The sequence below is a fragment of the Micromonospora sp. USAFONa4 genome, from assembly GCF_057197825.1.
The window spans coordinates 4,356,120-4,377,433 of record NZ_CM170072.1 but is presented as its reverse complement, the minus strand read 5'-3'; the positions used below and the strand labels follow the sequence as shown (position 1 = coordinate 4,377,433).

At 72.1% G+C, this 21,314-nt stretch carries 18 protein-coding genes; 3 read left to right on the top strand and 15 right to left on the bottom strand.

Annotated elements, in window-relative coordinates:
• Positions 1–31: 31 nt before the first annotated feature.
• The 10 genes from AC0OO9_RS19470 to AC0OO9_RS19425 all read right to left on the bottom strand — a co-directional run bounded on the left by AC0OO9_RS19470 (position 32) and on the right by AC0OO9_RS19425 (position 11,372).
• Complete coding sequence (locus AC0OO9_RS19470; protein WP_421457344.1) at positions 32–1,228, bottom strand: SIS domain-containing protein; 1,197 nt, start codon at positions 1,226–1,228, stop codon at positions 32–34.
• The gene (locus AC0OO9_RS19465) at positions 1,225–1,407 is read right to left on the bottom strand and encodes a Trm112 family protein (RefSeq protein ID WP_089001904.1); all 183 of its coding nucleotides are present in this window, start codon (positions 1,405–1,407) and stop codon (positions 1,225–1,227) included. The genes AC0OO9_RS19470 and AC0OO9_RS19465 overlap by 4 nt, the downstream gene beginning before the upstream one ends.
• A gap of 62 nt (positions 1,408–1,469) precedes the next feature.
• Positions 1,470–2,852: a phosphomannomutase/phosphoglucomutase gene (locus AC0OO9_RS19460; protein WP_484511432.1), complete on the bottom strand. Its 1,383-nt coding sequence runs from the start codon at positions 2,850–2,852 to the stop codon at positions 1,470–1,472.
• A gap of 69 nt (positions 2,853–2,921) precedes the next feature.
• On the bottom strand, positions 2,922–4,079 hold the full coding sequence (locus AC0OO9_RS19455) for a hypothetical protein (RefSeq protein WP_484517989.1): 1,158 nt from the start codon (positions 4,077–4,079) through the stop codon (positions 2,922–2,924).
• A 252-nt stretch (positions 4,080–4,331) separates the two neighbouring features.
• Positions 4,332–5,012 (bottom strand): deoxyribonuclease V, encoded by a 681-nt coding sequence (gene nfi, locus AC0OO9_RS19450; protein ID WP_484517988.1) that lies wholly within the window; start codon positions 5,010–5,012, stop codon positions 4,332–4,334.
• A 59-nt stretch (positions 5,013–5,071) separates the two neighbouring features.
• Positions 5,072–5,464, bottom strand: coding sequence for a hypothetical protein (locus AC0OO9_RS19445; protein WP_484511431.1), 393 nt, complete (start codon positions 5,462–5,464; stop codon positions 5,072–5,074).
• Positions 5,465–5,788: 324 nt separating this feature from the next.
• A complete protein-coding gene (locus AC0OO9_RS19440; protein WP_484511430.1) occupies positions 5,789–6,244 on the bottom strand; it encodes a hypothetical protein in 456 nt (151 codons plus the stop codon).
• Positions 6,241–10,596 (bottom strand): toxin glutamine deamidase domain-containing protein, encoded by a 4,356-nt coding sequence (locus AC0OO9_RS19435; protein WP_484511429.1) that lies wholly within the window; start codon positions 10,594–10,596, stop codon positions 6,241–6,243. Before AC0OO9_RS19435 ends, AC0OO9_RS19440 begins: the two co-directional genes overlap by 4 nt.
• 18 nt (positions 10,597–10,614) lie before the next feature.
• The gene (locus AC0OO9_RS19430; protein ID WP_484511428.1) at positions 10,615–10,953 is read right to left on the bottom strand and encodes a hypothetical protein; all 339 of its coding nucleotides are present in this window, start codon (positions 10,951–10,953) and stop codon (positions 10,615–10,617) included.
• The gene (locus AC0OO9_RS19425) at positions 10,953–11,372 is read right to left on the bottom strand and encodes a YbaB/EbfC family nucleoid-associated protein (RefSeq protein WP_484511427.1); all 420 of its coding nucleotides are present in this window, start codon (positions 11,370–11,372) and stop codon (positions 10,953–10,955) included. Before AC0OO9_RS19425 ends, AC0OO9_RS19430 begins: the two co-directional genes overlap by 1 nt.
• A 75-nt stretch (positions 11,373–11,447) precedes the next feature.
• Between AC0OO9_RS19425 and AC0OO9_RS19420 the strand changes: the two genes are divergently transcribed.
• On the top strand, positions 11,448–12,680 hold the full coding sequence (locus AC0OO9_RS19420) for an SUKH-3 domain-containing protein (RefSeq protein WP_484511426.1): 1,233 nt from the start codon (positions 11,448–11,450) through the stop codon (positions 12,678–12,680).
• A gap of 10 nt (positions 12,681–12,690) precedes the next feature.
• On the opposite strand, the gene AC0OO9_RS19415 is transcribed toward AC0OO9_RS19420, so the two are convergent.
• Entirely contained in the window at positions 12,691–14,130 is a 1,440-nt protein-coding gene (locus AC0OO9_RS19415; RefSeq protein ID WP_484511425.1) for an aldehyde dehydrogenase family protein, read from the bottom strand.
• Positions 14,131–14,349: 219 nt separating this feature from the next.
• Here AC0OO9_RS19415 and AC0OO9_RS19410 point away from each other — a divergent pair, with 219 nt between their 5' ends.
• Both AC0OO9_RS19410 and AC0OO9_RS19405 read left to right on the top strand, forming a co-directional pair.
• Positions 14,350–16,293 (top strand): proprotein convertase P-domain-containing protein, encoded by a 1,944-nt coding sequence (locus AC0OO9_RS19410; RefSeq protein ID WP_484511424.1) that lies wholly within the window; start codon positions 14,350–14,352, stop codon positions 16,291–16,293.
• A gap of 268 nt (positions 16,294–16,561) precedes the next feature.
• Positions 16,562–17,125, top strand: a complete 564-nt coding sequence (locus AC0OO9_RS19405; RefSeq protein ID WP_484511423.1) for a hypothetical protein — start codon at positions 16,562–16,564, stop codon at positions 17,123–17,125.
• Positions 17,126–17,161: 36 nt separating this feature from the next.
• On the opposite strand, the gene AC0OO9_RS19400 is transcribed toward AC0OO9_RS19405, so the two are convergent.
• The 4 genes from AC0OO9_RS19400 to AC0OO9_RS19385 all read right to left on the bottom strand — a co-directional run bounded on the left by AC0OO9_RS19400 (position 17,162) and on the right by AC0OO9_RS19385 (position 21,313).
• A complete protein-coding gene (locus tag AC0OO9_RS19400; RefSeq protein ID WP_484511422.1) occupies positions 17,162–18,013 on the bottom strand; it encodes a DUF559 domain-containing protein in 852 nt (283 codons plus the stop codon).
• Positions 18,014–18,319: 306 nt separating this feature from the next.
• Complete coding sequence (locus AC0OO9_RS19395; protein WP_484511421.1) at positions 18,320–19,120, bottom strand: ABC transporter permease; 801 nt, start codon at positions 19,118–19,120, stop codon at positions 18,320–18,322.
• A 55-nt stretch (positions 19,121–19,175) separates the two neighbouring features.
• Positions 19,176–20,150, bottom strand: a complete 975-nt coding sequence (locus tag AC0OO9_RS19390; RefSeq protein ID WP_484511420.1) for an ABC transporter permease — start codon at positions 20,148–20,150, stop codon at positions 19,176–19,178.
• Positions 20,147–21,313, bottom strand: a complete 1,167-nt coding sequence (locus AC0OO9_RS19385; protein ID WP_484511419.1) for an ABC transporter ATP-binding protein — start codon at positions 21,311–21,313, stop codon at positions 20,147–20,149. Before AC0OO9_RS19385 ends, AC0OO9_RS19390 begins: the two co-directional genes overlap by 4 nt.
• Position 21,314: the final 1 nt, after the last annotated feature.

The window sequence follows — 21,314 nt, the reverse complement described above, 5'->3', positions numbered from 1 at the left end:
GTGCGCCGCTCGACCCGTTCCCTGCTATCGCTCACTGGTTTGCCAGCTCCTTCATTTCGGTGATGGCCGGCACGGCCATCGGGTCCAGTCCGTGTGCCAGGGCGAGGTAGATCGAGGCGAAGTCCGGCACGGCGACCAACGAGGCGAGCCGCTCCAGCGCGGAGCCGCCCTCGGCGGTCACCACGTCGCAGCGCACGCCGCGCCGCTCGGCGAGGGTCTGCACGGCGTCCGCGCGGCGCTCCTCGACGTCGAGCGGCTCGTCGGCGTCGTCCTCCGGGTTCAGCCCGCCGTCGCGCAGCAGGACCAACCGCAGCCGGGTGCCCGACGGCGACTCCGCGTCGGGGTCGGCGAAGATGTCACGCTCCCCCTCGGCCAGACCGCCGAACACGCCGTCGAGCAGGCCGACCCGACCGCGCCCCGCCTCGCCGAGCGCCCCGCTGACCACGGGGTAGCGGGCGTTGGCGGACAGGGTGTCGCCGAACCGGCGGGCCGCGACCGTGGCCAGCGGCGACGAGCCCCAGACGATCGGCACCGAGCCGGCGAGGCCCAGGGCCAGCGACTTCGCGGGGTTGACGAAGGACTCGGCCGTCGGACGGCAGCGGTCGGCGTCCGCGTCCAGCCGGGCCGCGGTCTCCGCCAGATCCGCCTCGTTGACCTTCACGAGCCCGAGCGTACGGGCGGCGAGCAGGACCGGCACGGTGAGCGCCCAGAGGCTGGCCCGGGCCGGGGCGCGCCGGGGCACCGGGATGAACGGCGCCCGGGCCCGCTCGGCCACGGACTGCAACTGCGAGTCGGGCGCACCGACGGCGACCAGCCGGGCGCCCCGCCGGTGCGCGGCCTCGGCGGCGCCCAGCGCCTCGGGGCTGCGGCCGGACGCGCTGACGGCGATGACCACGTCGGCGGCACCCACCCAGCCGGGCACACCGGCGCTGCGGTGCGGGATGACCGGCACCGGGCAGCGCGGCCCGGCGACGGTGGCCAGCACGTCGCCGGTACGCCCGGCGGTGCCGATGCCGGCGATGACGACCGCCCGGGGGCGGCCCTCGTCGGCGAGCACCTGGAGGTTGGCCTCGGCGGCCAGCGCAGCCGTCTCGCGGACCTGCGCCCCGGCGGAGGCGGTGTGCCGCAGCATGCCGCCCGGGTCGTGCTCGGCCAGCGCGGCCGGGTCGTCGAGCAGTGCCTCGTCGGGCTCGCGCCGGCCGCTGACCCCGGCCGTGCCGTCGATCACGACTGCTCCGCGGGGCCGCGCGCCTCGTCCAGCAGCAGCACCGGCACGTCGTCGCGGACCTCGAAGATCCGGCCGCACTCGGTGCAGGTCAGCGTCTGCGCCTGCGCGTCGTAGTCGAGCGGGGCGTGATGCGTGTCCGGACAGGCGAGGATTTCCAGCAACTGCGGGTCCAGGGCCACGGCGCGGCTCCTTCCACGTATGCGGTCTCACCGATCGACGGTGCCGACCGGCGCAGGCGATCTTATCGGCGAACGCGGTCGAGCACCTCGTCACGGAGGGCGGTCATCCGCTCCCGCGTCGGGGCCTCGACGTTGAGCCGCAGCAGCGGCTCGGTGTTGGAGGCGCGCAGATTGAACCACGCGCCGTCCGGGAAGCGCAGGGTCAGCCCGTCCATCTCGTCGACGTCGGCCTGCGGGTACGCGGCCCGCACCTCGGCCACCCTGGCGGCCTGGTCGGCCACCGTCGAGTTGATCTCGCCCGAGGCCACGTACCGCTCATACTCGCCGGCCAGCACGGACAGCGGCAGCGACTGCTCGCCCAGGGCGGCCAGGGTGTGCAGCGCGGCGAGCATGCCGGTGTCGGCGAACCAGAAGTCGCGGAAGTAGTAGTGGGCCGAGTGCTCGCCGCCGAAGATCGCGTTCGTCCGGGCCATCTCCGCCTTGATGAAGGAGTGCCCGACCCGGGCGACGACCGGCTCGCCGCCGTGCTCGCGGATGATCTCCGGCACCGCCCGGGAGGTGATCAGGCCGTGGATCACCGTCGAGCCGGGGTGCTTGGCCAGCTCGCGGGCCGCCACCAGGGCCGTGACCGCCGACGGCGAGACCGGCTCGCCGCGCTCGTCGACCACGAAGCAGCGGTCGGCGTCGCCGTCGAACGCCAGGCCGATCTCGGCGCCGTGCTCGATCACCGCGCGCTGGAGGTCGACCAGGTTGGCCGGGTCCAGCGGATTGGCCTCGTGGTTCGGGAAGGTGCCGTCGAGTTCGAAGTAGAGCGGCACGATCTCCAGCGGCAGGGCCGGCAGGACGGCGTCGCCGAGCACGGCCGGGACGGTGTAGCCGGCCATGCCGTTGCCGGCGTCCACGACCACCTTCAGCGGACGGATGCCCGAGAGGTCGACCAGCTGCCGCAGGTACGCCGCGTAGTCGGCCAGCAGGTCGCGGCGCTCGGCCGGCGCGGCCGGCGTGCCGGTCGGACGCTCGCCCTTGTCCAGCAGGGCCTGCGCCCGCTCGCGGATCTCGGCCAGCCCGCTGTCCTGCCCGATCGGGCGAGCCCCGGAGCGGCACATCTTGATGCCGTTGTACTGCGCCGGGTTGTGGCTGGCGGTGAACATCGCGCCGGGCAGCCCCAGCGCGCCGGAGGCGTAGTACAGCATGTCGGTCGAGGCGAGGCCCAGCTCGATGACGGCGCGCCCCTCGGCGCGCACGCCGGCGGCGAAGGCGGCGGCCAGAGCAGGACCGGTGGCGCGCATGTCGTGCGCGACGAGCGCCGCCCCGTCCCGCTCGCCGAAGCCGTCCAGCACCTGCGCGAAGGCCGTGCCGAGGGCCTCAGCGGCCTGCTCGTCCCACTGGTCCGGCACCGTCCCACGGACGTCGTAGGCCTTCACGATCTGGGACAGATCAGACACCGGTCTCGCTCCTCGCGCCGCAGGTCCTCAACGGCCTGAGCGTATCGGAGCGGCGCGGTGCGGCCCGGCTCAGCCGGGGAGCCGGGGCATGAACACCGTGTGGTCGCCACCGCCGGCCTCCGGCGGCGGGTCGCCGGGCTTGCCCTGGGCGGGCGGCACGGGCGGCGGCGCCCCGTACTGCCCCGGCACCGGGGGCGCCGGCGGGGCCGACACGGGCGGGGAGGCCGGCGCGCCGGGCACCACCTGCGTGGCCTCCGGGGCCGGTGCCGGGCGGCTGCCGTACACGCCGCCGGCGGGGCGTGGGGCGGGTGCGCCGCCGGCCGGCCGCGGGGCGGGTGCGCCGCCGTACAGGCCGGGGGCGGGCGGCTGCTGCCCGTACACCTGGCCGGGTGGGCCGGGGGCGGCGGCCGGGCCCTGCCCGGAGCGGTAGGTGGTGCCGCCGGGGTTGCGGGGCAGCGGGACGTGGCCCGGGTCGGCCGGCTCCTTGTCCGCCCGCGAGCGGCGGAACAGCAGGACGATGAGCAGGATCCCGACGGCGACCATGGCGATGCCGAAGAACATGACCACCGAGCCGCCGGAGGACTCCTCCTCGGCCGCGTTGCTGACGGCGCCCGCGCCCTGGCCGGCGGCCAGGCTCGGGTCCGCCGCGCCGGCCAGCACCTCGGTGGCGACCGCGCTCGGGGTGGGCGACGGCTTCTTCGACGGCTTCGGCGTCGGCGAGGGCGTGGCCCGGTCGCCGACCACCCGGGACGCCACCGCGCCCCGGCCCAGGGCCCGCCCGAGCGCGTCGCTGGCCGCGCCGCTGACGGTCAGCCGGCCGCCCGGCACCTCCGCGTCGAACGCCACCCGGTAGCGCACCGTGATGCTCTTGCCCTTGCAGAGCCTCGGCTTCAGGGGCGAGGTGGCCGACGTGGCCGCGCTGCCACCGCTCCCGGAGAGCGGCACCGGGAACCAGCGTCCGCCCACGCTGACCTGCGCGCTGACCTGGTCGGCGCGCAGGCCGGCCAGGCGCAACCCCAGTGCGGTACGCAGCAGCACGCAGCCGTCGCTGCGCTTGCGCACCTCGATCGAGACGCCCCCGGCGGAACCACCGGCGGTGAAGCTGCCGGCCGAACGCACCCGGACCGAGTCGCCTGCGGCGAGCGCCGGCGTCGCGCCGAGCGCCACCAGGCCGCCCAGCAACGCGCAGACCGTCGCGAGCCGCGCCGCGTGCCGACGTACCGCCATGATCACCTCGCCGTTCCTCCCCCGACGGGGGTCCGCCGGTCAGGCTACTACCGGGCCCCGTCGGGGCCCGGTCATTGAGCGCTCCGGATGTGCGCCGTATTACCCCGCGACCCGGTCCACGCACCCTGGCCGGCGGCGGGACGGTCACGCGTCCGTCGGTCCGGGGCTGCGGAAGACGGCGGCGACCCCAGACGGCGCGGGCCGTCGCCACGGCGGCCTCAGGTAGCGCGGGCCCTCGCCTCGGCGGCGGCCTCAGGTGGCGCGGGCGGTCGCCTCGGCGGCGGCCAGGGCGTCGCGGCAGAGCCGGTCGGCGGCACGGGTGGTCTCCGGCAGCCGGTAGCGCGGCGTCAACGCCAGCACCCGCGCGGTCGCGTCGTCGAGGCTCATCCGGTGGCCGACGCTGACGAAGACCGGCTTCACGCCGTCCCGGGTACGCAGCACCCGACCCACGGTCTCGTCCCCGTCGCGCAACGGCGTCCACGCGCCCCGACGCTGGGCCGGCGGCGTCCACTCCCCCAGCAGGGGCGTCTTGCCCACCCCGATGGCGGGCAGGCCGGTCACCACGCCCAGGTGGCAGGCGAGCCCGAACCGGCGCGGGTGGGCCAGCCCGTGCCCGTCACAGACCAGCAGCTCGGGAAGCACGGTCAGCCGGTCGAGCGCGTCGAGCAGCGCGGGCAGCTCGCGGAAGGCGAAGAGCCCCGGGACGTACCCGAACGCGGGCCGGCCCACGCTCACCGCCGAGTCGACCACCGCGAGGGTCCGGGCGTCCAGCACGGTCACGGCCGCCGCCAGCCGGTCACCGCTCTCGGCGTACGCCACGTCCAGGCCGGCCACCGTCGCGGGCTCGGCCGGACCGGGCCCGACCAGGTCCACCAGCGGCCGCAACCGCTCCTGTACGGCCAGCGCCTCCGCCACGCTGCCCGGCACCACCATCCGGGGGTCCGGCGCCCCGCTCGTCGTCTCCACCCGCGCGGCTCCGGGTTCGCCAGATGTCACGACGGGCCGTCGGTGCGCGACCTGTCGGCGTTCTGCCCGTCGACACCCGGCGTCCCGGCGCCCTCCGGGCCGACCGTCTGCCGCTCGGTGCCCCGCTCGTGAGCGTCCCGCCCGTCGTCGCCCTTGCTGTCGTCGCCCTTCATGTCGTCGCCCGCGCTGTCGGCGTCCTCGCCGTCGTCGTCCCCGCCGTCGGTGTCCTGGCTGCTGCCGGCTCCCAGGGCGACGGCGAACGCCACCCCCATCGCGATGCCGACGCCCACACCGGCGGCTCCGTCCAGTGCGGCCAGGCCGACGACCAGACCGAGCATGAGGCCGACCGGCCACGCCCAGGCGTTGGACTGCCACCCACCAGGGCCGGGCGACTTCTGCCCATTGTCTGATTCAGCCATTTCGCCATGGTATTCCGGCCCGGCAACCCGCCCCGAAACCGCGACCCTCTGGGGCGGCGGACGCCTACTGGCCGGGCTCCCGAGCCATGGTGCTTCGCGTCCCGACCGGCCACCGTCCGCCGGAAGCAGTCGGTCCCCTTGTGTGATGCGCCGGACCAGACTGAGCAAGACAGCGTCGACTGGGTGGGACGCCATCGATAGGAACGGCGGCATGGCCGATCGAAGCGATCAACCATGCCGCCGTCGCCCCTAACCGGCCACGGGACTGAGCCGCACCCGGATTCTGGCGTACACCTCGGGTGCGCCTGCCCTTCCAAAGGGGCCCTACGCCTGCCCTTCGGAACCCAAACCTGGATCCGCAGCCGGATCACCCAACTGTTCGAGTTGCTCCTCGAACATGACAAACGTTTTACGTTGAATTCCGGCAATCAGAGCAAGCTCGGTGGGATTCGGATACCGCCGTTCGCGAGCCACTGCGTCTTGAATCGCCCGGACCGTCTCATAAAGAGCGAAGACGGGGCCTTCACCTCGAAGATAGTACCCGCGGTCGTGCTCAGTCCGTTGGATGAACTCTTCACGGGTCAACTCCTCAACCTCATCACCTTCGGCAGAAAACAGCTCACTCAGGAGATGATTTGCTGGAATCCAGCCCCCTGAGTCCTTCGACAACCGCCAGGCAGCGACAATCCCTCCGCCCTTCTCGACGATTTTCACAGGGGACTCGTAGTAACTGTAGAAGGCCGGGAAAACGAGACCGGAAGGAATTTCGATCACAGTCACGCCTCGCTCTGCTTATCGCTCATTGCCCGCCAGTAGGCTTCCTGTCCTTCGCGGCTCAGGCCGTACCGCACGCCTTGCTCCATCCGAGTTAGTGGTCGGTCTTGCGCTTCGGCGAGCGCCTCGATATCTCGCCGGACCTCGTACAGAGGATGCTCCCACTTGGCAACCTCGTCGATGGCGGCGAGGTGCAATCGGAGCTCAGCGACGTGTCCGTTCAACATCCGGAGGTTTAACAGGATGTCGCGGTATCCGCTGCGCATTGGTCCGAGGAAGCGGTCTTTGATACCGACGATAACCACTTCAGGATCTCGCTCCAGCCCACCCAGGGCATTGTAGAGATCTTCGAGCCGCTGGAACTCCACCTTCGCCGCCGCAAGGTCTTTGAGTCGCGAGGCGTCGTTCTCGTACTCGACGAGTTTGTCCTTCACTCGATCGACACCCTTCGGCTTGGCGCGCCAGCCGGGCCTGCCCACGCCACCGGCCAGACTAGTCGCCATCCGGTTCAACTCCCGCTGAGCGTCCGCCGCTTCAGCAAAGAGACGCTGCACGAAAGCCCACCGATAGTCGTCGTCGTGACGCCTCGTCGCGTCGAAGCCCATCTGCACCGGCGATTGCCCTCGATCTGCCACACGTGTGCTCAACAGTCGCTGTTCGCTGGTGAGTTCCGCAGGGCGTGGAGAGGCAACGCCTTCTCCGATGACAGCCTCTACGCCTCGCCGATCGATGTCATCGAGAACGGAGCCGAGGACGTCGATCGCGTGCTGCTGCGCAGCCAGATGGAGCATCGTCAACGGCCGAGCCGTCAGCGAAGTGGCCAGCTCAGGCGTAGCGAGGACCATCCGCGCCAGGTCAGGTCGCTGCGCCAGCTGTCGGACGAGGTTCTCGGCCAACATCGGCTCGTCCTTGGGCGGCTGCCGCCACGTCTCGTCCAGCATCTGCTGCACGCGTGGATCCGCGAACAGCCGTGCCACGTCTTCGGCGCCCGCGTCGTCAAGTTGCGGTACGAGTCGCCGGAGTGTCGAGGGGTCTACGCCGGCCGCCACCTCGGCCGGCGTCACGCCGGCGGCGAGGACCCGTTCCAGGTCAGGCTCTGCGGCCAGGATCGCGCCGACGGCAACCGGGTTCCCTGCCCGGTCCGCCTGCGCGCGTTCCCGCGCCGTCCGCAGGTCCTCGGACGGTGTGTCGCTGCGTTCGGCAGCCGGTCCCGCCTCGTCGGGCTGTCGTGGGAGCCCTGGTGGCATCGAACCGTCGGACGGAGCCGAGCCCGGCCCGTCCAGCAGGTGCATGCGGTTGAGGAACAGTTCGCCGTACCCCTGGTCGGTCTCGACGGGTGGGTACTCCAGCAGGTCCGGTCGCTGGCTGAACCGCCCCCGCCGCAGCCCGCCCAGCGGCATCGGTCTGCCGTCCGAACCGATCACCAGGACCTCAGTGTCGACGGCGTTGTGCGGATGCGGGACGCCCTGGTGCCGGTACAGCGGTGTCGTCGAAACGGCGCCGGTCTGTGGGTCGAGGTAGAGAATGGTGCCGTTCTGGTTGAGGGCGACCCAGATGTGGGAACCGCCCTGTTCCCAGTTGTTGATGACGAAGGCGAAGCTGCCGTGGCCGCCGAGGCGGAGCTGGTCGTGCAGGTTGCGGTATCCCGTGTCGATGGCCCGCTGCCGCTCAACACCCTGGATGTCCTCGGTCGGCTGGCAGAGGCGCTGGAAGCGGCCTCCGGTGATGTCCTCCACCCGCCCGATGCCGTCGCGTTCGCCGTTGATGGGGCACGTGACGTCGCCGGCCAGGTAGGCGTCGAAGGTGCGGGGAGCGGCCACCCGGGGGCGACCGTGCATCCAGGTGTCGAACATCGACAGGGTGCAGTCGATGCAGTTGATGCCGCGGGTCGGGTCTGCCCGCGGTCCGCCGTCGTTGACCAACCCGAACCAGCCACCCACTCGCGGGTCGGCGTTGCGCCGGACGCTCCCGTCGGGTTCTCGGGGCACCTGCCGTTCGATGTCGGTCTGGTGCAGGGCCAGCGGCGGACGCAGACCGCCGGGCCGGCCGTAGTTCCGGGACCGGTCGATCGGCGGCGGGTAGTCGTCGCCTGTCAAGGCCGAGCGGTCGGCGGTCTCCACGGCACCGTATGCCAGGTCGCCGACGTCGTCGTTGATCCGGCGGAAGTCCGCACCATCGACGGCGACGACGCCTGGGGCGGCTGCTCCGGCGAGGACCGCTTCCGCCAGATCCCTCTGCTGGTGACACCAGCGCTCCCGGTCACGCGCCCCCAGAAAGTAGCGCTCGGCGGCAGCGCGATGCCCGGCCTGCGCCAGGCGACGGCCCTCGCTGACCAGCCACCGGGCTTCGTCGTAGCTCCGATCTGCGGCCTGACGCAGTCGCGCCGCGCTGTCCAGGCGGCGGTTCTCCTCATGAGTCCTGCGCTGGAACTCGAAGTGCCCCCGGTAGCGGCGCCGCTCGAACGCGTCCTGGTCCGCGGCCCATCTGGCGGCGTACCACTCCGGCGTGCGCGGACGCGGAGGTGGCTGCCCTGCGGCTCTTGACGGGTGTGGCACCGCCTCAGGCATTCGGTCTGTCGGTGACGGAACCACGGGCGCATCGGACCCCACGTCTGGGACGCGCGATGAGCCCACCTTCGGCTCTGCGGTTCTCGCCGTCGTCTCACCGGACGCTGCCGACCCCGTGGCGGCGACCGGGGACGCCTGCGCCGGGAAGCCGGCGAGCGGTGAGTTCGCTGCTGAGCCGTGGGGCGCTGGGCCTCCGGTCGTCGGCGGGTTGGTTGCCGCGACGCCGGTGTTCTGCGCGGCCAGCCCGGAACTGGGCACCGATTCGTTGACGGGACCAGGGACCACCGACGGGGCATGAGCGCCTGTCGAAGGTGCCACAGGCGCGACTGAGGAGAGCGTCGGGTCGAGCGGAGCCGTTGGCGCCTCGGCTTGCGACGCCGGGAGTACGGACCGATCCCCAGGGTCGACTCCAGGTGGCGGCGGTGGAACGGTTCCTGCTTCCGCGGTTACATCCTCAACCGCCGGGCTCACCGCATGGGCGGCGGAGACTGAGTCGGAAACCTGAGATGGCGTACTGGACGAGGCTACGCGCTGGTCGGAAATCCGGCTGTCGGACCCGGGTGCACCAGCACCAGGAGACCCTGGCGTCACGGTCGCCGCCCTCGTCTCGACTGGCGTGTCGACCTCGACGGCAGGCACTGATCGGGGCGTCTCCGCGTCCGGCGTCGAGAGCGCGTGGCGGGAGGCTTCCACACCCGGCGTCGAATTTGACATGGAGGTCGAGGGCTGCGTGGGAGCCCCACTGTCCACCGAGATGGAGGGCAGCCCTGCCAGGGCGCTCATCTGGCCGTTGAGCCGTGCCTGCAAGGCCGCGTCGGCCTGCGCGGTGGCGGAACCACGGGCACCGGAAGCGGCCGCGCGGGCTGCGTCCTCCATCGAGGTCAGCCCCTGGCCGGTGGCCAGGCGCGCGGCCTGGTCGGCCATCACCTCGCCGGCCATCTCGCGGCCGAAGTGCTCCCCGACCCGGGCGCCCCGGCCGGTGGCGTGCCGCCCGAGGCCGGCCAACGGCGCCACCGCCCCGCCGGCCATACCGCCGAGCGCGGTGGTGCCCAGCTCCGCTACGTCCAGCCCGTGGCGGCGGCCGGTCGAATTCTGGTACGCCTGGGTGGCAAGGTTGATGCCGCCCTCCTCGGCCGCCTCCGACACACCGCTCAGCGCAGCTCGGCGGCTGAACCCCCGCACGCCGCCCTTGGTGACCTCCTTCGCCGCCCGCTCACCGGCCTCCTTGAGCCCCTGCTTGAGCGACTTGCGCGCCAACTGCGCCATCAACCGCTTGAAGATCTGCTGCACGATCAGCCTGGTGGCCGCGATCGCCGCCCCCGCCGCAGGCGAGGCCGCGCCAGCGGTGAGCACGGTCGCGACGGCCAGCGACAGCAACTCGATCACCAGGATGCCCAGCTCGATCCACACCTCGAGCTTGGCGCCCTCGATGTCGCAGCCGCACTCCTCCACCAGCCGACCCAGCTCCGTGCTGACAGCCAGCAACACCGGCAACGGCGCCTCGTCGCCCTCCGCGACCCGACGCCACGCCGTGTCGAACGCGGCGGCCACCGCCCCGACGCCGCCGTACCCACCACGCACCTCACCGGCGGCGGCAACAGCGTCGGCACGCGGCCCGGCCAGGGCGGCGGCCACCCCGTACCACTGGTCCGCCAACTCCCAGACCGCCCGCTCGTTGCCCTCCGGCCACTCCACACCGATCACCCAGTCAAGGGCCTCATAGACCCAGCCGGGCAACTGCCAGGGCGAGTAGTCCAGCGGATGCGGGATGGGGCTCGGCAACACACTCATCCGGGTCTCCTCGGCGGATCAGCGCTGCTGGTGCCGGTCGCCGACACGGCCTAGCCGCCCCGCACCCGCCGCGTCCGCCCGCAGGTTGGCGTCCACCGACCGGACCACATCGGCACCGAGGCCCTCCAGATGCCGACCCACGCCCTCCCACGCGCGCAGGACCAGCTCCTCGAACCCGCGGTATTTCTGCTCGAAGGCGGCCCCGATGTCGTCCTTGCCCCATGGCGACCGGTCGCTCGCCGCCGCGATGGCGCCGCCCACCTGGCGGCGGTGTGCCGTGACGCCCTCGCCGGACAACGAGAGGTCGACGCCCCCGCGTCGGGCGCGCTGCGGGTCGAGCCAGAGCTGACCGTCCATCACTCGCCCCGGCGCAGCACGGCGTCGGCCCGGCCCAGCAAAGAACCGAAGTCACCCGTACGCAGGAAGTCCGTCGCCCCGGAGCCGGTGGGCAGATAGCCGGCCACGAGTTCCTGGGTGGCGGCGACCGCCGCAGCGCCGGCCCGGTGGACGGTCGCGGTGATCTTCCGGCTCAACGCCTTCGCGTCCCGGTCGTGGAAGACGGCGGGGTGCAGCTCGACCGAGACCAGCTCGCCACGGGCACCGGCGGTGGCGGTCACCTGACCGTCCTCGGAGCGCTCGGTCACCCGCAGCTCGGCGAGCCGGCCCTGCAGCTCGTCCAGACCGGACCTCAGTCGCTGGTAGTCCCCGTACACCTCGTCGAACCGCGCCCGCAGCGCGCGATTGGCGTCGCGGTCCACACTCTCGGCCAACGCCACCCTCCCCCCGGTTACCGTCGGTAGGGCGAACCATACCGGGCGCCACGAATCCGTGGGGTCCGGTACTTTCAAGCCGTGATCGATCGCCAGCAGGCCGAGCAACTCGCCACCGTGTGGGCCCGCCGCGAGTCACAACGACTGGGACACGACTGCCACCCCCACGTCGACGAGTTCGACCTCGGCTACGTCATCACCTCCACCGTGCCCGTCGAGGCGAGGACGATGCCCGGCGACCTGCCGACCACGGTGGTGGACAAGCTGACCGGCGAGGTGACGACCTGGCCGCGGGTGCCGGTCGACGTGGTCGCGCAGATGTACCGCCGGAGTCGACCGGAGGGCCCCGCTGTTCCCCGCACCGTCGATCCGGCGAGCCAGCTGCTCCGCGAGATCCGCCGCCTGCCGACCCCCAACACGGCAGCGCACCTGACGGTCGAGGGACGGCTGTTCCGCGCGCAGGGCGCCAAGGGCGACGTCACCCTCAACCATCACCCACTCGTACGCTCCTACCTGGACGAACTTCCCGCCGGGCACCTGGCACGCGGCGGCGACCGGCACGCCGAACTGATCGTCGTCTCCGACGTCCTGCACCACTACGACCACCACCGCGCCGCCGAGGGCATCGCGCCACTCGGCATGGCCGACGCGGAGATGCTGCTGGGCGGCGCTCGCCTCGAAGTCTTCCGGGTGCGGGAGGCGGGCGACCCTTATGGCGGCAGGGCGGAGAGAGCCTGCGACTCGTGCGTCAACTTCCTGGTCCACTTCAACGCGCTGTCCTGGGCGGACCTGGCGTTCACCTCGGAGTGGCACCCGCAGCCGCAGCACCCGCATCATCCGGGCCGCTTCCCGCCCCCGGTGAGCGACGCACTGATGGATGCCGGCTGGGAGGACAGCGAGTTCAACCCCGCTTTGGCCGCCGGGGCGATCCGGGAGACGTGCGAGGTCGCCGGCCAGCGACACCGCCACGAGCCTTTCCCCGCAGCCGAGCGGGCGCTGACCGCCTTCCCCGCGATCGTGAGCAGCCGCCGGGGCCCCGGCGAGCAGGTCTGGATCAGTCGGTTCACGACCAACCCACTCCGCAGCGCACACTCGGCCGACACGCTCGCCGACTTCGCCGCCGTACTCGGGACGAGGCTCTTTCCCGTCGGCTCCGAGCACGGCGACAGCATCTTCGCCGTCGACGAGCGGGGGCGGGTCTTCGCGCTGGACCAGGCCGGCGAGTGGTTCCTCGGCGAGGACATCGACGCCGCGCTGACCACCCTGCTGCTCGGCCGGGCGCCGGCCCGCGTCCGCGACGACGGCACCTGGTGAGCGGGCGGCGCTACAGCGACAGGCCGGTCAGCACCATGACCCGGGGCTCCGTGTAGTCCTCCATGGCGCTGCGCACGCCCTCCCGCCCGACGCCGCTGCCCTTCACCCCGCCGTACGGCATCTGGTCGGCCCGGTACGACGGCACGTCGCCGACGATCACCCCGCCCACCTCCAGGGCGCGGTGCGCCGCGAAGGCCGTGTCGAGGCGGTGGGTGAAGACCCCCGCCTGCAACCCGTACGCCGAGTCGTTGACGGCGGCGAACGCGGCCTGGTCGTGCGCGACGCGGGCGACCACCAGCACGGGCCCGAAGACCTCCTCGACGCAGACCCTGGCGTCCGCCGGCACGCCGGAGAGCACGGTCGGCGGGTACGTCGCGCCGTCGCGCCGGCCGCCCAGCTCGATGGTCGCGCCGGCGGTGACGGCCTCGTCCACCCACGCCTCGACCCGGCGGGCGGCGCCGGCGGAGATCAGCGGCCCGACGTCGGTGAGGGGGTCGGACGGGTCGCCGACCCGCAGCTCCTGCACCGCCGCGACGAGGCGGGGCAGGAACGCGTCGTAGAGCCATTCGTGCACGTAGACCCGCTGCACGGCGATGCACGACTGGCCGGCCTGGTAGTTGGAGAACGTCGCGATGCGGTGCGCGGCGAAGGTCAGGTCCTCGGCGGTGTTCCAGTCCTCGCAGATCACGGCGGCGGCGTTGCTGCCCAGCTCCAGGGTTACGTGCTTCTCGGGCACCGAGCGGCGGATCGCCGCGCCGACCGGCCCGGAGCCGGTGAACGAGACGACCGGCAGCCGGGGGTCGGCGACCAGCTCGGCGGCGCGCTCGTTCGGTAGCGGCAGGACCGAGAACGTCCCCTCCGGCAGGTCGGTCTCGGCGAGCAGCTCGCCCAGCAGCAGTGCCGACAGCGGGGTGGCGGGGGCGGGCTTGACGATGATCGGGGCGCCGACCGCGATGGCCGGGGCGACCTTGTGCGCGACGAGGTTCAGCGGGAAGTTGAACGGCGCGATGCCGAGCACCGGCCCCTTCGGCACCCGCCGGACCAGGGCGATCCGCCCGGTGGCGGCGGGGTCGGTGTCGAGGCGTTGCAGCTCGCCCGAGAAGCGCCGGGCCTCCTCGGCGGCCCAGCGGAAGGTCGAGACGGCCCGCCCGACCTCGGCGCGCGCCCACTTCAGCGGCTTGCCGTTCTCGGCGGTGATGAGCCGCGCGAACTCCTCGGCCCGCTCGGCGAGCCGCCGGGACACGTGGTCCAGGGCCGCCGCGCGGGCGTGCGCGGGCAGGGCCGCGACCTCCGCGGCCACCCCGGCGGCTGCCGCGACGGCCGCTTCGACCTGGCCGGCGGTGGCGAGGGTGGTACGACCGACGGCGCGTCCGTCGTACGGGTGGTGGACGGTCAGCTCGCCCTCGCCGTGCGCGGGGCGGGAGGCGACATGGAAGGCGACGGAGTCCACACGCAGCAGCGTAGCCCCTCCCCGGGGAGCTGATCCGAACGCGCGGGCGGCAGCCGGAACCTCGCGAGGCGTCGATGCATTACCGCAGTTCGACCCCTAAACACAAGGTGCTCTCACGTCTCCACTTTTTGCCGTGGAGGCCCTACGCTCTTGCTCACTTTGATCAATTGCGATCGATGGCGGGACCCGCCGTCGTGTAGCGAGAGGAACACCCGAGGGATGACACTCCCCTATCCCGCCGCGCGCCGCTGGCGCGTCGGTGTGTTGACCGCCGCCGTCGCCACCGCCGTGGCGTTCGGCGCCCCCGCGACGGCTGCCCCCGCAGAGGGACAGATCCTCATGGCGGGCGGCGCCACCGCCGTCGACGACTCGTACATCGTGGTGTTCAAGGACGCCTCGGTGGGCCGGACCGACGTCACGAAGAAGGCCCGTGACCTCGCCGGCCGGCACCGTGGCGCGGTCAACCGGACGTACCAGAACGCGCTGCGCGGGTTCGAGGCCCGGATGTCCGAGGCGGAGGCCAAGCGGCTCGCCGCCGACCCCTCGGTGCGCTACGTCCAGCAGAACCACACCATGCGGATCAGCGGTACGCAGAGCCCCACCCCGTCCTGGGGCCTGGACCGGCTCGACCAGCGCGCGCTGCCGCTGAACAACTCGTACACCTACCCGAACACCGGCTCGGGCGTGAAGGCGTACATCATCGACACCGGCATCCGGTTCGGCCACAGCGACTTCGGCGGTCGTGCCGTCACCGGCTTCGACTCCATCGACGGCGGCAGCGCGGACGACTGCAACGGGCACGGCACGCACGTGGCCGGCACGGTCGGCGGCACCGCCTACGGCGTGGCCAAGGGCGTCACGCTGGTCGGCGTCCGGGTGCTCGACTGCGAGGGCAGCGGCACCGACGCCGGCGTCATCCAGGGCGTCGACTGGGTGACCGGCGACCACGCCGCCGGCCAGCTCGCGGTGGCGAACATGAGCCTCGGCGGCGGCTTCAGCCAGGCCCTCAACGACGCGGTGGCCCGCTCCATCGCCGACGGCGTCACCTACGGCCTGGCGGCCGGCAACGACTACGGCGCGAACGCCTGCAACAGCTCGCCGGCCAGCCTCCTCGCCGGCATCACCGTCGGCTCGACCACCAACACCGACGCCCGCTCGTCGTTCTCCAACATCGGCACCTGCCTGGACATCTTCGCGCCCGGCAGCTCGATCACCTCGGCCTGGCACACCAGCAACACGGCCACGAACAGCATCAGCGGCACCTCGATGGCGACCCCGCACGTGGTCGGCGCCTCCGCGCTCGTGCTCGCCGCCAACCCGACGTTCACCCCGCAGCAGGTACGCGACAAGCTCGTCGCCGACGCCACCAGCAACGCGGTGACCAGCCCCGGCACCGGCTCGCCCAACAAGCTGCTGTACGTCGGCGACGGCGGCACCACGCCCCCGCCGCCCCCGCCGCCCACCGGCTGCACCCAGACCAACGGCACCGACGTGACGATCAGCGACAACGCCACGGTGGAGAGCACCATCACCATCGCGGGCTGCACCGGCACCGCCGGCTCCGCCAGCACCGTCGCCGTGCAGATCGTGCACACCTACATCGGTGACCTCGCCGTCAGCCTCGTCGCTCCCGACGGCAGCGCCTACACCCTGCACAACCGCACCGGCGGCTCCGCCGACAACATCAACCAGACCTACACGGTCAACCTCTCCTCCGAGGTCGCCAACGGCACCTGGAAGCTGCGGGTCCAGGACGCGGGCGCCGGCGACACCGGCTACGTGAACAGCTGGACGCTCAACCTGGGCGGCTCCGGCACGACGAACTGCACCGGCACCAACGCCAACAACGTCACCGTCAACGACAACGCGACGGTCACCAGCAGCATCGCGATCGCCGGCTGCACCGGTACCGCCTCGGCCACCAGCAAGGTCGCCGTGCAGATCGTGCACACCTACGTCGGTGACCTCGTGGTCAGCCTGGTCGCCCCCGACGGCAGCGCCTACACCCTGCACAACCGCACCGGCGGCTCCGCCGACAACATCAACCAGACCTACACGGTCAACCTCTCCACGGAGACCCGTAACGGCACCTGGAACCTGCGCGTCCAGGACGCCGCCTCCGGCGACACCGGCTACATCGACGGCTGGACCCTGACCCTCTAGGGATTCGTCAGCTCAGCACACGGCCGCACCGCAGGGCCCCTCGTCACGCTCCGCCTGGCGAGGGGCCCTCTCCCTCCCCAACCCACTCCCGTGACCCCGCCCCGGCCTACCCCCCCCGGCCCGCCCTGGCTCGGCCCGGCGATCATGCAGTTGTGGTGGGCGGAGTGCCAGTTTTTGCCCGTTTCGCGGGGCACCACAAGTGCATGATCGACGCATGCCGCCCGCTGGCGCTGCTCCGTCACGGTGGTTGGTCGGGCACGCTCAGAGGGTGCCTGTTGCAACTTCCCGCCTGGACACGGTCGTCTCGCCGTCGCACATGGTGTTCTGCCTGTTCTCACAGGGTGCGGACGCACGGCGAGATCTTGCGGAAGCAGGGCGACTCGCCTTCGCTGACGGGGTCGGTTTCGCCGCCAGTGCCGTCGGGGTGCGTACAGCAACCGAGGTCAGCAGGGCTTTCGTGTCGGTGGAGACCTGGTCACGGATGCCGTCGATCCTGCCGGACCAACGCCCGTTCGACTTCGCCTTCGAGGGGGTCCTGAACTTCCCGGATACCTGTTGGCGCATCCACGAGTCGCACGACCACCCTGTCGTGCGCGGCATCGTGCTGCCGTCGGGTGCGGGCCGATACGGCGCGCGGGTGATCGCCTACAACCACAACGAGGCTCTCGACCGGTTCGAGATGGCGCAGGCTGGCACGGATGAGGAGTTCGCCGCCGTGTTGGACGACATGAGACGGCTGACGCCCCCGGCGGCGGAGCGATACCAGATTCAACTGTGGCCGTTAGGCGGCAGGGTCAGCCCCACCGCGGATACCTCCAGGCGCTGGCCCTGACCACGAACTGCGCCCCGTCGAGCACCCCGGTCCAGATCAGGCGGCGAAGAGCGCCGCGATCGTGGAGATGATGTAGGCGGGGCGGCGGTACAGGTCCAGGTCGGTGAAGTAACGCATGCGCCAGCCATGGGCGGCGAGCCAGTTCATGCGGGAGCGGTCGTGGCGGAGGCGCTGACGGTCGAGGTGCGAACTCCCATCGTACTCGATGCCGATCCGACGCTTCCGGTAGCCGAGGTCCAGCCGGTAGAGGCAGATGCCGTCTTCGTCCCGCACCCACAGTTGGAGATCCGGAGCGGGCAATCCGCCGTCGACCAGCAGGAGCCGGAGCTGACTCTCCTGGTGGCATTCCGCTCTGGGGTCCGCGAGGTCGATCAACTGTCGCGCCTGGCACACGGCTCGGAGCCGGGCATGCCGCGTCACCTCGGCCCGGAGTTCGTCGGGCCGGCAGGCGCCCACGCGCAGGCACCGATCGAGCAGCGGCAGGGCGTTCATCCGATGCAGCGACCTGGCCAGATCGACAGCGCACCGGGCCGCAGGCGCGCAAGGTACCCCTTCCAGCAGAACCGGCTCCTGGACCGGCAGCACGGACTCGTGCGTCACGACGCCCCGGATACGGGGTACGACGAGCCCGGCCGGCACGATCACGTGAACGTCGTCGCTGGGTTCGACTCCGAAGCCGTGCAGCCGGGCGCCGGTCTGGAAGCCGACCACGACCCCGTTCGGCAGCCTCTTGAAGATCGCCGTCAGTTGCTGGCCTCGGTCGATTGTTCGGCCGTAGACGCCTCTCGACAGTCGGTGGATACGCCCCGTGTCGACGCTCCGCCTCACCTGCGCCCGGCTCAGCCTCACGGAGATCAGCTCCGGATACCGGTACAGCCCCTCTGCCATGACCAGTCACCCTGCCGAGCGCGCCCCACCCGCACCACCCGCCCTGAGGCCCCCTGTGGACAACGCCCCCTCTGTGGAAAACCCTCGCCTCGCCCCTGACCTGTGCTAGCCCGGGCGACCACGGCCCCACGCCCGACATGACGCCAACCCCCTCGCCCCGCGCGCCGGGCTGCACGCACACAGCTCTGTCGATCATGCACTTGTGGCGCCCGGAACGCCCGCATTCACACCTTTCTCGGGGCACCACAACTGCATGATCGACGCGGCGGGGGAGGCGGCGGGGGGGCGAGGACGGGTGGGTGGGGGTTATGGGGTTTTCGGTCGGGGTGTTCGTAGGGTGGTGGGGAGCACCAGTAGCAGGGCGAGCAGGAACATGGCGGTGCCGATGACGTTGACCTGCGGCGGGATGCCCCGCTGGGCTGCGCCCCAGACGTACATGGGGAACGTGACGGTGGTGCCGGCGTTGAAGTTCGTGACGATGAAGTCGTCGAAGGAGAGCGAGAACGCGAGCAGCGCGGCGGCCACGATGCCGGGCAGCGCCAGCGGCAGGGTGATCCGCCGGAAGGCCTGCCACTCGCTCGCGTAGAGGTCCATCGCGGCCTCCTCCAGCCGGGGGTCCATCCCGGCCAGCCTCGCCCTGACGGTGACCACCACGAACGACAGGCAGAACATGACGTGCGCGACGACGACGGTCCAGAAGCCCTGCGGCACCCCGGCGGAGACGAAGAGGGCCAGCAGCGAGGTGCCCATCACCAGTTCGGGGGTGGCCATCGGCAGGAAGATCAGCACGTCGATCGCGGAACGGCCACGGAACCGGTGCCGCGCCAGCGCGAACGCCATCAGGGTGCCGAGCACCGTGGCGACCACGGTCGCGATGAAGCCGATCTGGACGCTGCGCACCACCGCGTCGCACATGTCGGAGGTGGCGCACGGGTTGCGCCAGTTGTCGAGGGTGAACTCGTCGAAGTCGTACGACAGGCGGCTGGAGGGGCGGTTGAAGGAGAGCGCGGCGACCACGGCGATCGGCAGGAGCAGGTAGCCGAGCACCAGCAGCGCCACGCCCGCCACCCAACGGTCGGCCAGCCAACGGAAGACCCGAGCACTCACAGAGCTGGCCTTTCGTTCGCGACTGCGGGGCTCCGCTGCGCTGCACTCCTCGCGCTCACAGCGCTCGCCTTTCGTTCGCGACTGCGGGGCTCCGCTGCGCTGCACTCCTCGCGCTCACAGGACCTTCTCCGGGAACCGTCCGGCGCAGGTAGCCGAAGACCACCGCGAGGATCGCCGCCATCAGCAGGAACGACAGCGCCGCGCCCTGCGGGTAGTCCAGCCGGACCAGGAACGCCGAGTCGATGACGTTGCCGATCATGTACTCGTTGGGGGTGCCGAGCAGTTCGGCGTTGATGTAGTCGCCGCTGGCCGGGATGAAGAACAGCAGCGTGCCGGCGACCAGGCCGGGCATGGACAGCGGCAGGGTGACCCGGCGGAAGGTCCGCAGCGGGCCGGCGTAGAGGTCGCCGGCCGCCTCCAGCAGCCGGGAGTCCAGCCGCTCCAGGCTCGCGTACAGGGGCAGCACCAGGAAGGGCAGGAAGTTGTACGTCAGGCCGAGCACCACCGCGACGGGGGTGGCCAGCAGCCGGCCGTCGGGGGCGAGCAGGTGCACGTCGCGCAGCAGCCCGACGAGCCAGCCGTTGTCCGACAGGATGGTCTTCCAGGCGAGCGTGCGCACCAGGAAGCTGGTGAACATCGGCGCGACCACGCAGACCAGCAGCAGGTTCTTCCACCGGCCGGCCTTGCGCGCGATGGCGTACGCGAGCGGGTAGCCGGCCAGCAGCGCCAGCACCAGCGCGGCGCCCGCGTAGCCGAAGGACCGCCCGAACTGCGGCCAGTACGCGGCGAGCGCGTCCGGGTAGTTGCCGAAGGCCCACGTCATGGCGTACCCGGTGGCGAGCGAGCCGGCGGGGTCGTAGAGGCTGGCGGCGGCGAGTTGGAGCAGCGGCACCGCGAAGAAGACGAGCAGCCACGCCGCCGCTGGCAGCAGCAGCAGGTATGGCAGGAGCCGGTGCCGCCCGGGCGGGCGGGGCGGCCCGGGTGCCGACGGCTGGGCGGTAGGAGTGGGCAGGCGCGCGGGGGCGCTCACGAGGGTGTGCCGACCGGCTCGTCCCGCGCCGGAGCGCTCCGGTCCTGCCCGCCGGCCTCCCGGGGCAGCAGGAAGGCGTGCCGAGGCTCCCAGTACGCCGCCGCCTCCACCCCCACGTGCAGCGGACGGGCCGTGCCGCTGTTGGCCACGAACGCGGTCAGCTCGCCGCCCCAGCCGGTGCGCAGCAGGTACTGGGTGCTCACCCCCACGTAGGAGGCGTCGGTGACGATCCCGGTGACGTGCTGGCATCCGGCGGGGACCTGGTCGACGGAGTCGACCAGGTGCAGCTTCTCCGGGCGTACGCCCAGGTGGACCGGCCCCCGGTCGACCTGGGCCCGGCCGGCGGGCACCGAGAAGCGACGGCCGTGCGCCGACACCGCCACCTCGTCCCCGGCCGCGCCGGCCGCCTCGCCGGCGAGCAGGTTGGACTGGCCGAGGAAGTTCGCCACGAACGCCGTGGCCGGGTATTCGTAGAGGTCGGCGGGGGCGCCGAGCTGCTCGATCCGCCCGGCGTTCAGCACCGCGACGGTGTCGGCCATCGTCATGGCCTCCTCCTGGTCGTGGGTGACGTGCACGAACGTGATTCCGACCTCGGTCTGGATCCGCTTGAGTTCGAGCTGCATCCGCCGGCGCAGCTTCAGGTCGAGCGCGCCGAGCGGCTCGTCCAGCAGCAGCACCTGCGGGCGGTTGACCAGGGCGCGGGCCAGCGCGACCCGCTGCTGCTGCCCGCCGGAGAGCTCGGCGGGCCGGCGGTGGCCGTGGCCGTCGAGCTGCACCAGCGCGAGCATGCCCATGACCTCGTCGTCGACGGAGCGGATGCCCCGCCGGCGCAGGCCGAACGCCACGTTCTCGAAGACGTTCAGGTGCGGGAAGAGCGCGTAGCTCTGGAAGACGGTGTTCACCGGCCGCTTGTACGGGCGCAGCCGGGTGACGTCCCGTTCGCCCAGCAGCACCTGCCCGCCGGTCGGCTCCTCCAGGCCGGCGATCATCCGCAGCGTGGTGGTCTTGCCGCAGCCGGACGGGCCGAGCAGGGCGAAGAACGAGCCCTGCGGGACGGTCAGGCTGAGGTCGTCCACCGCGGTGACGCCGCCGAACCGCTTGGTGAGGTGCGCCAGCCGCAGGTCGCCGGCCGGGTTCCCGCGTCCCGCAGTCGTGGCACCCATC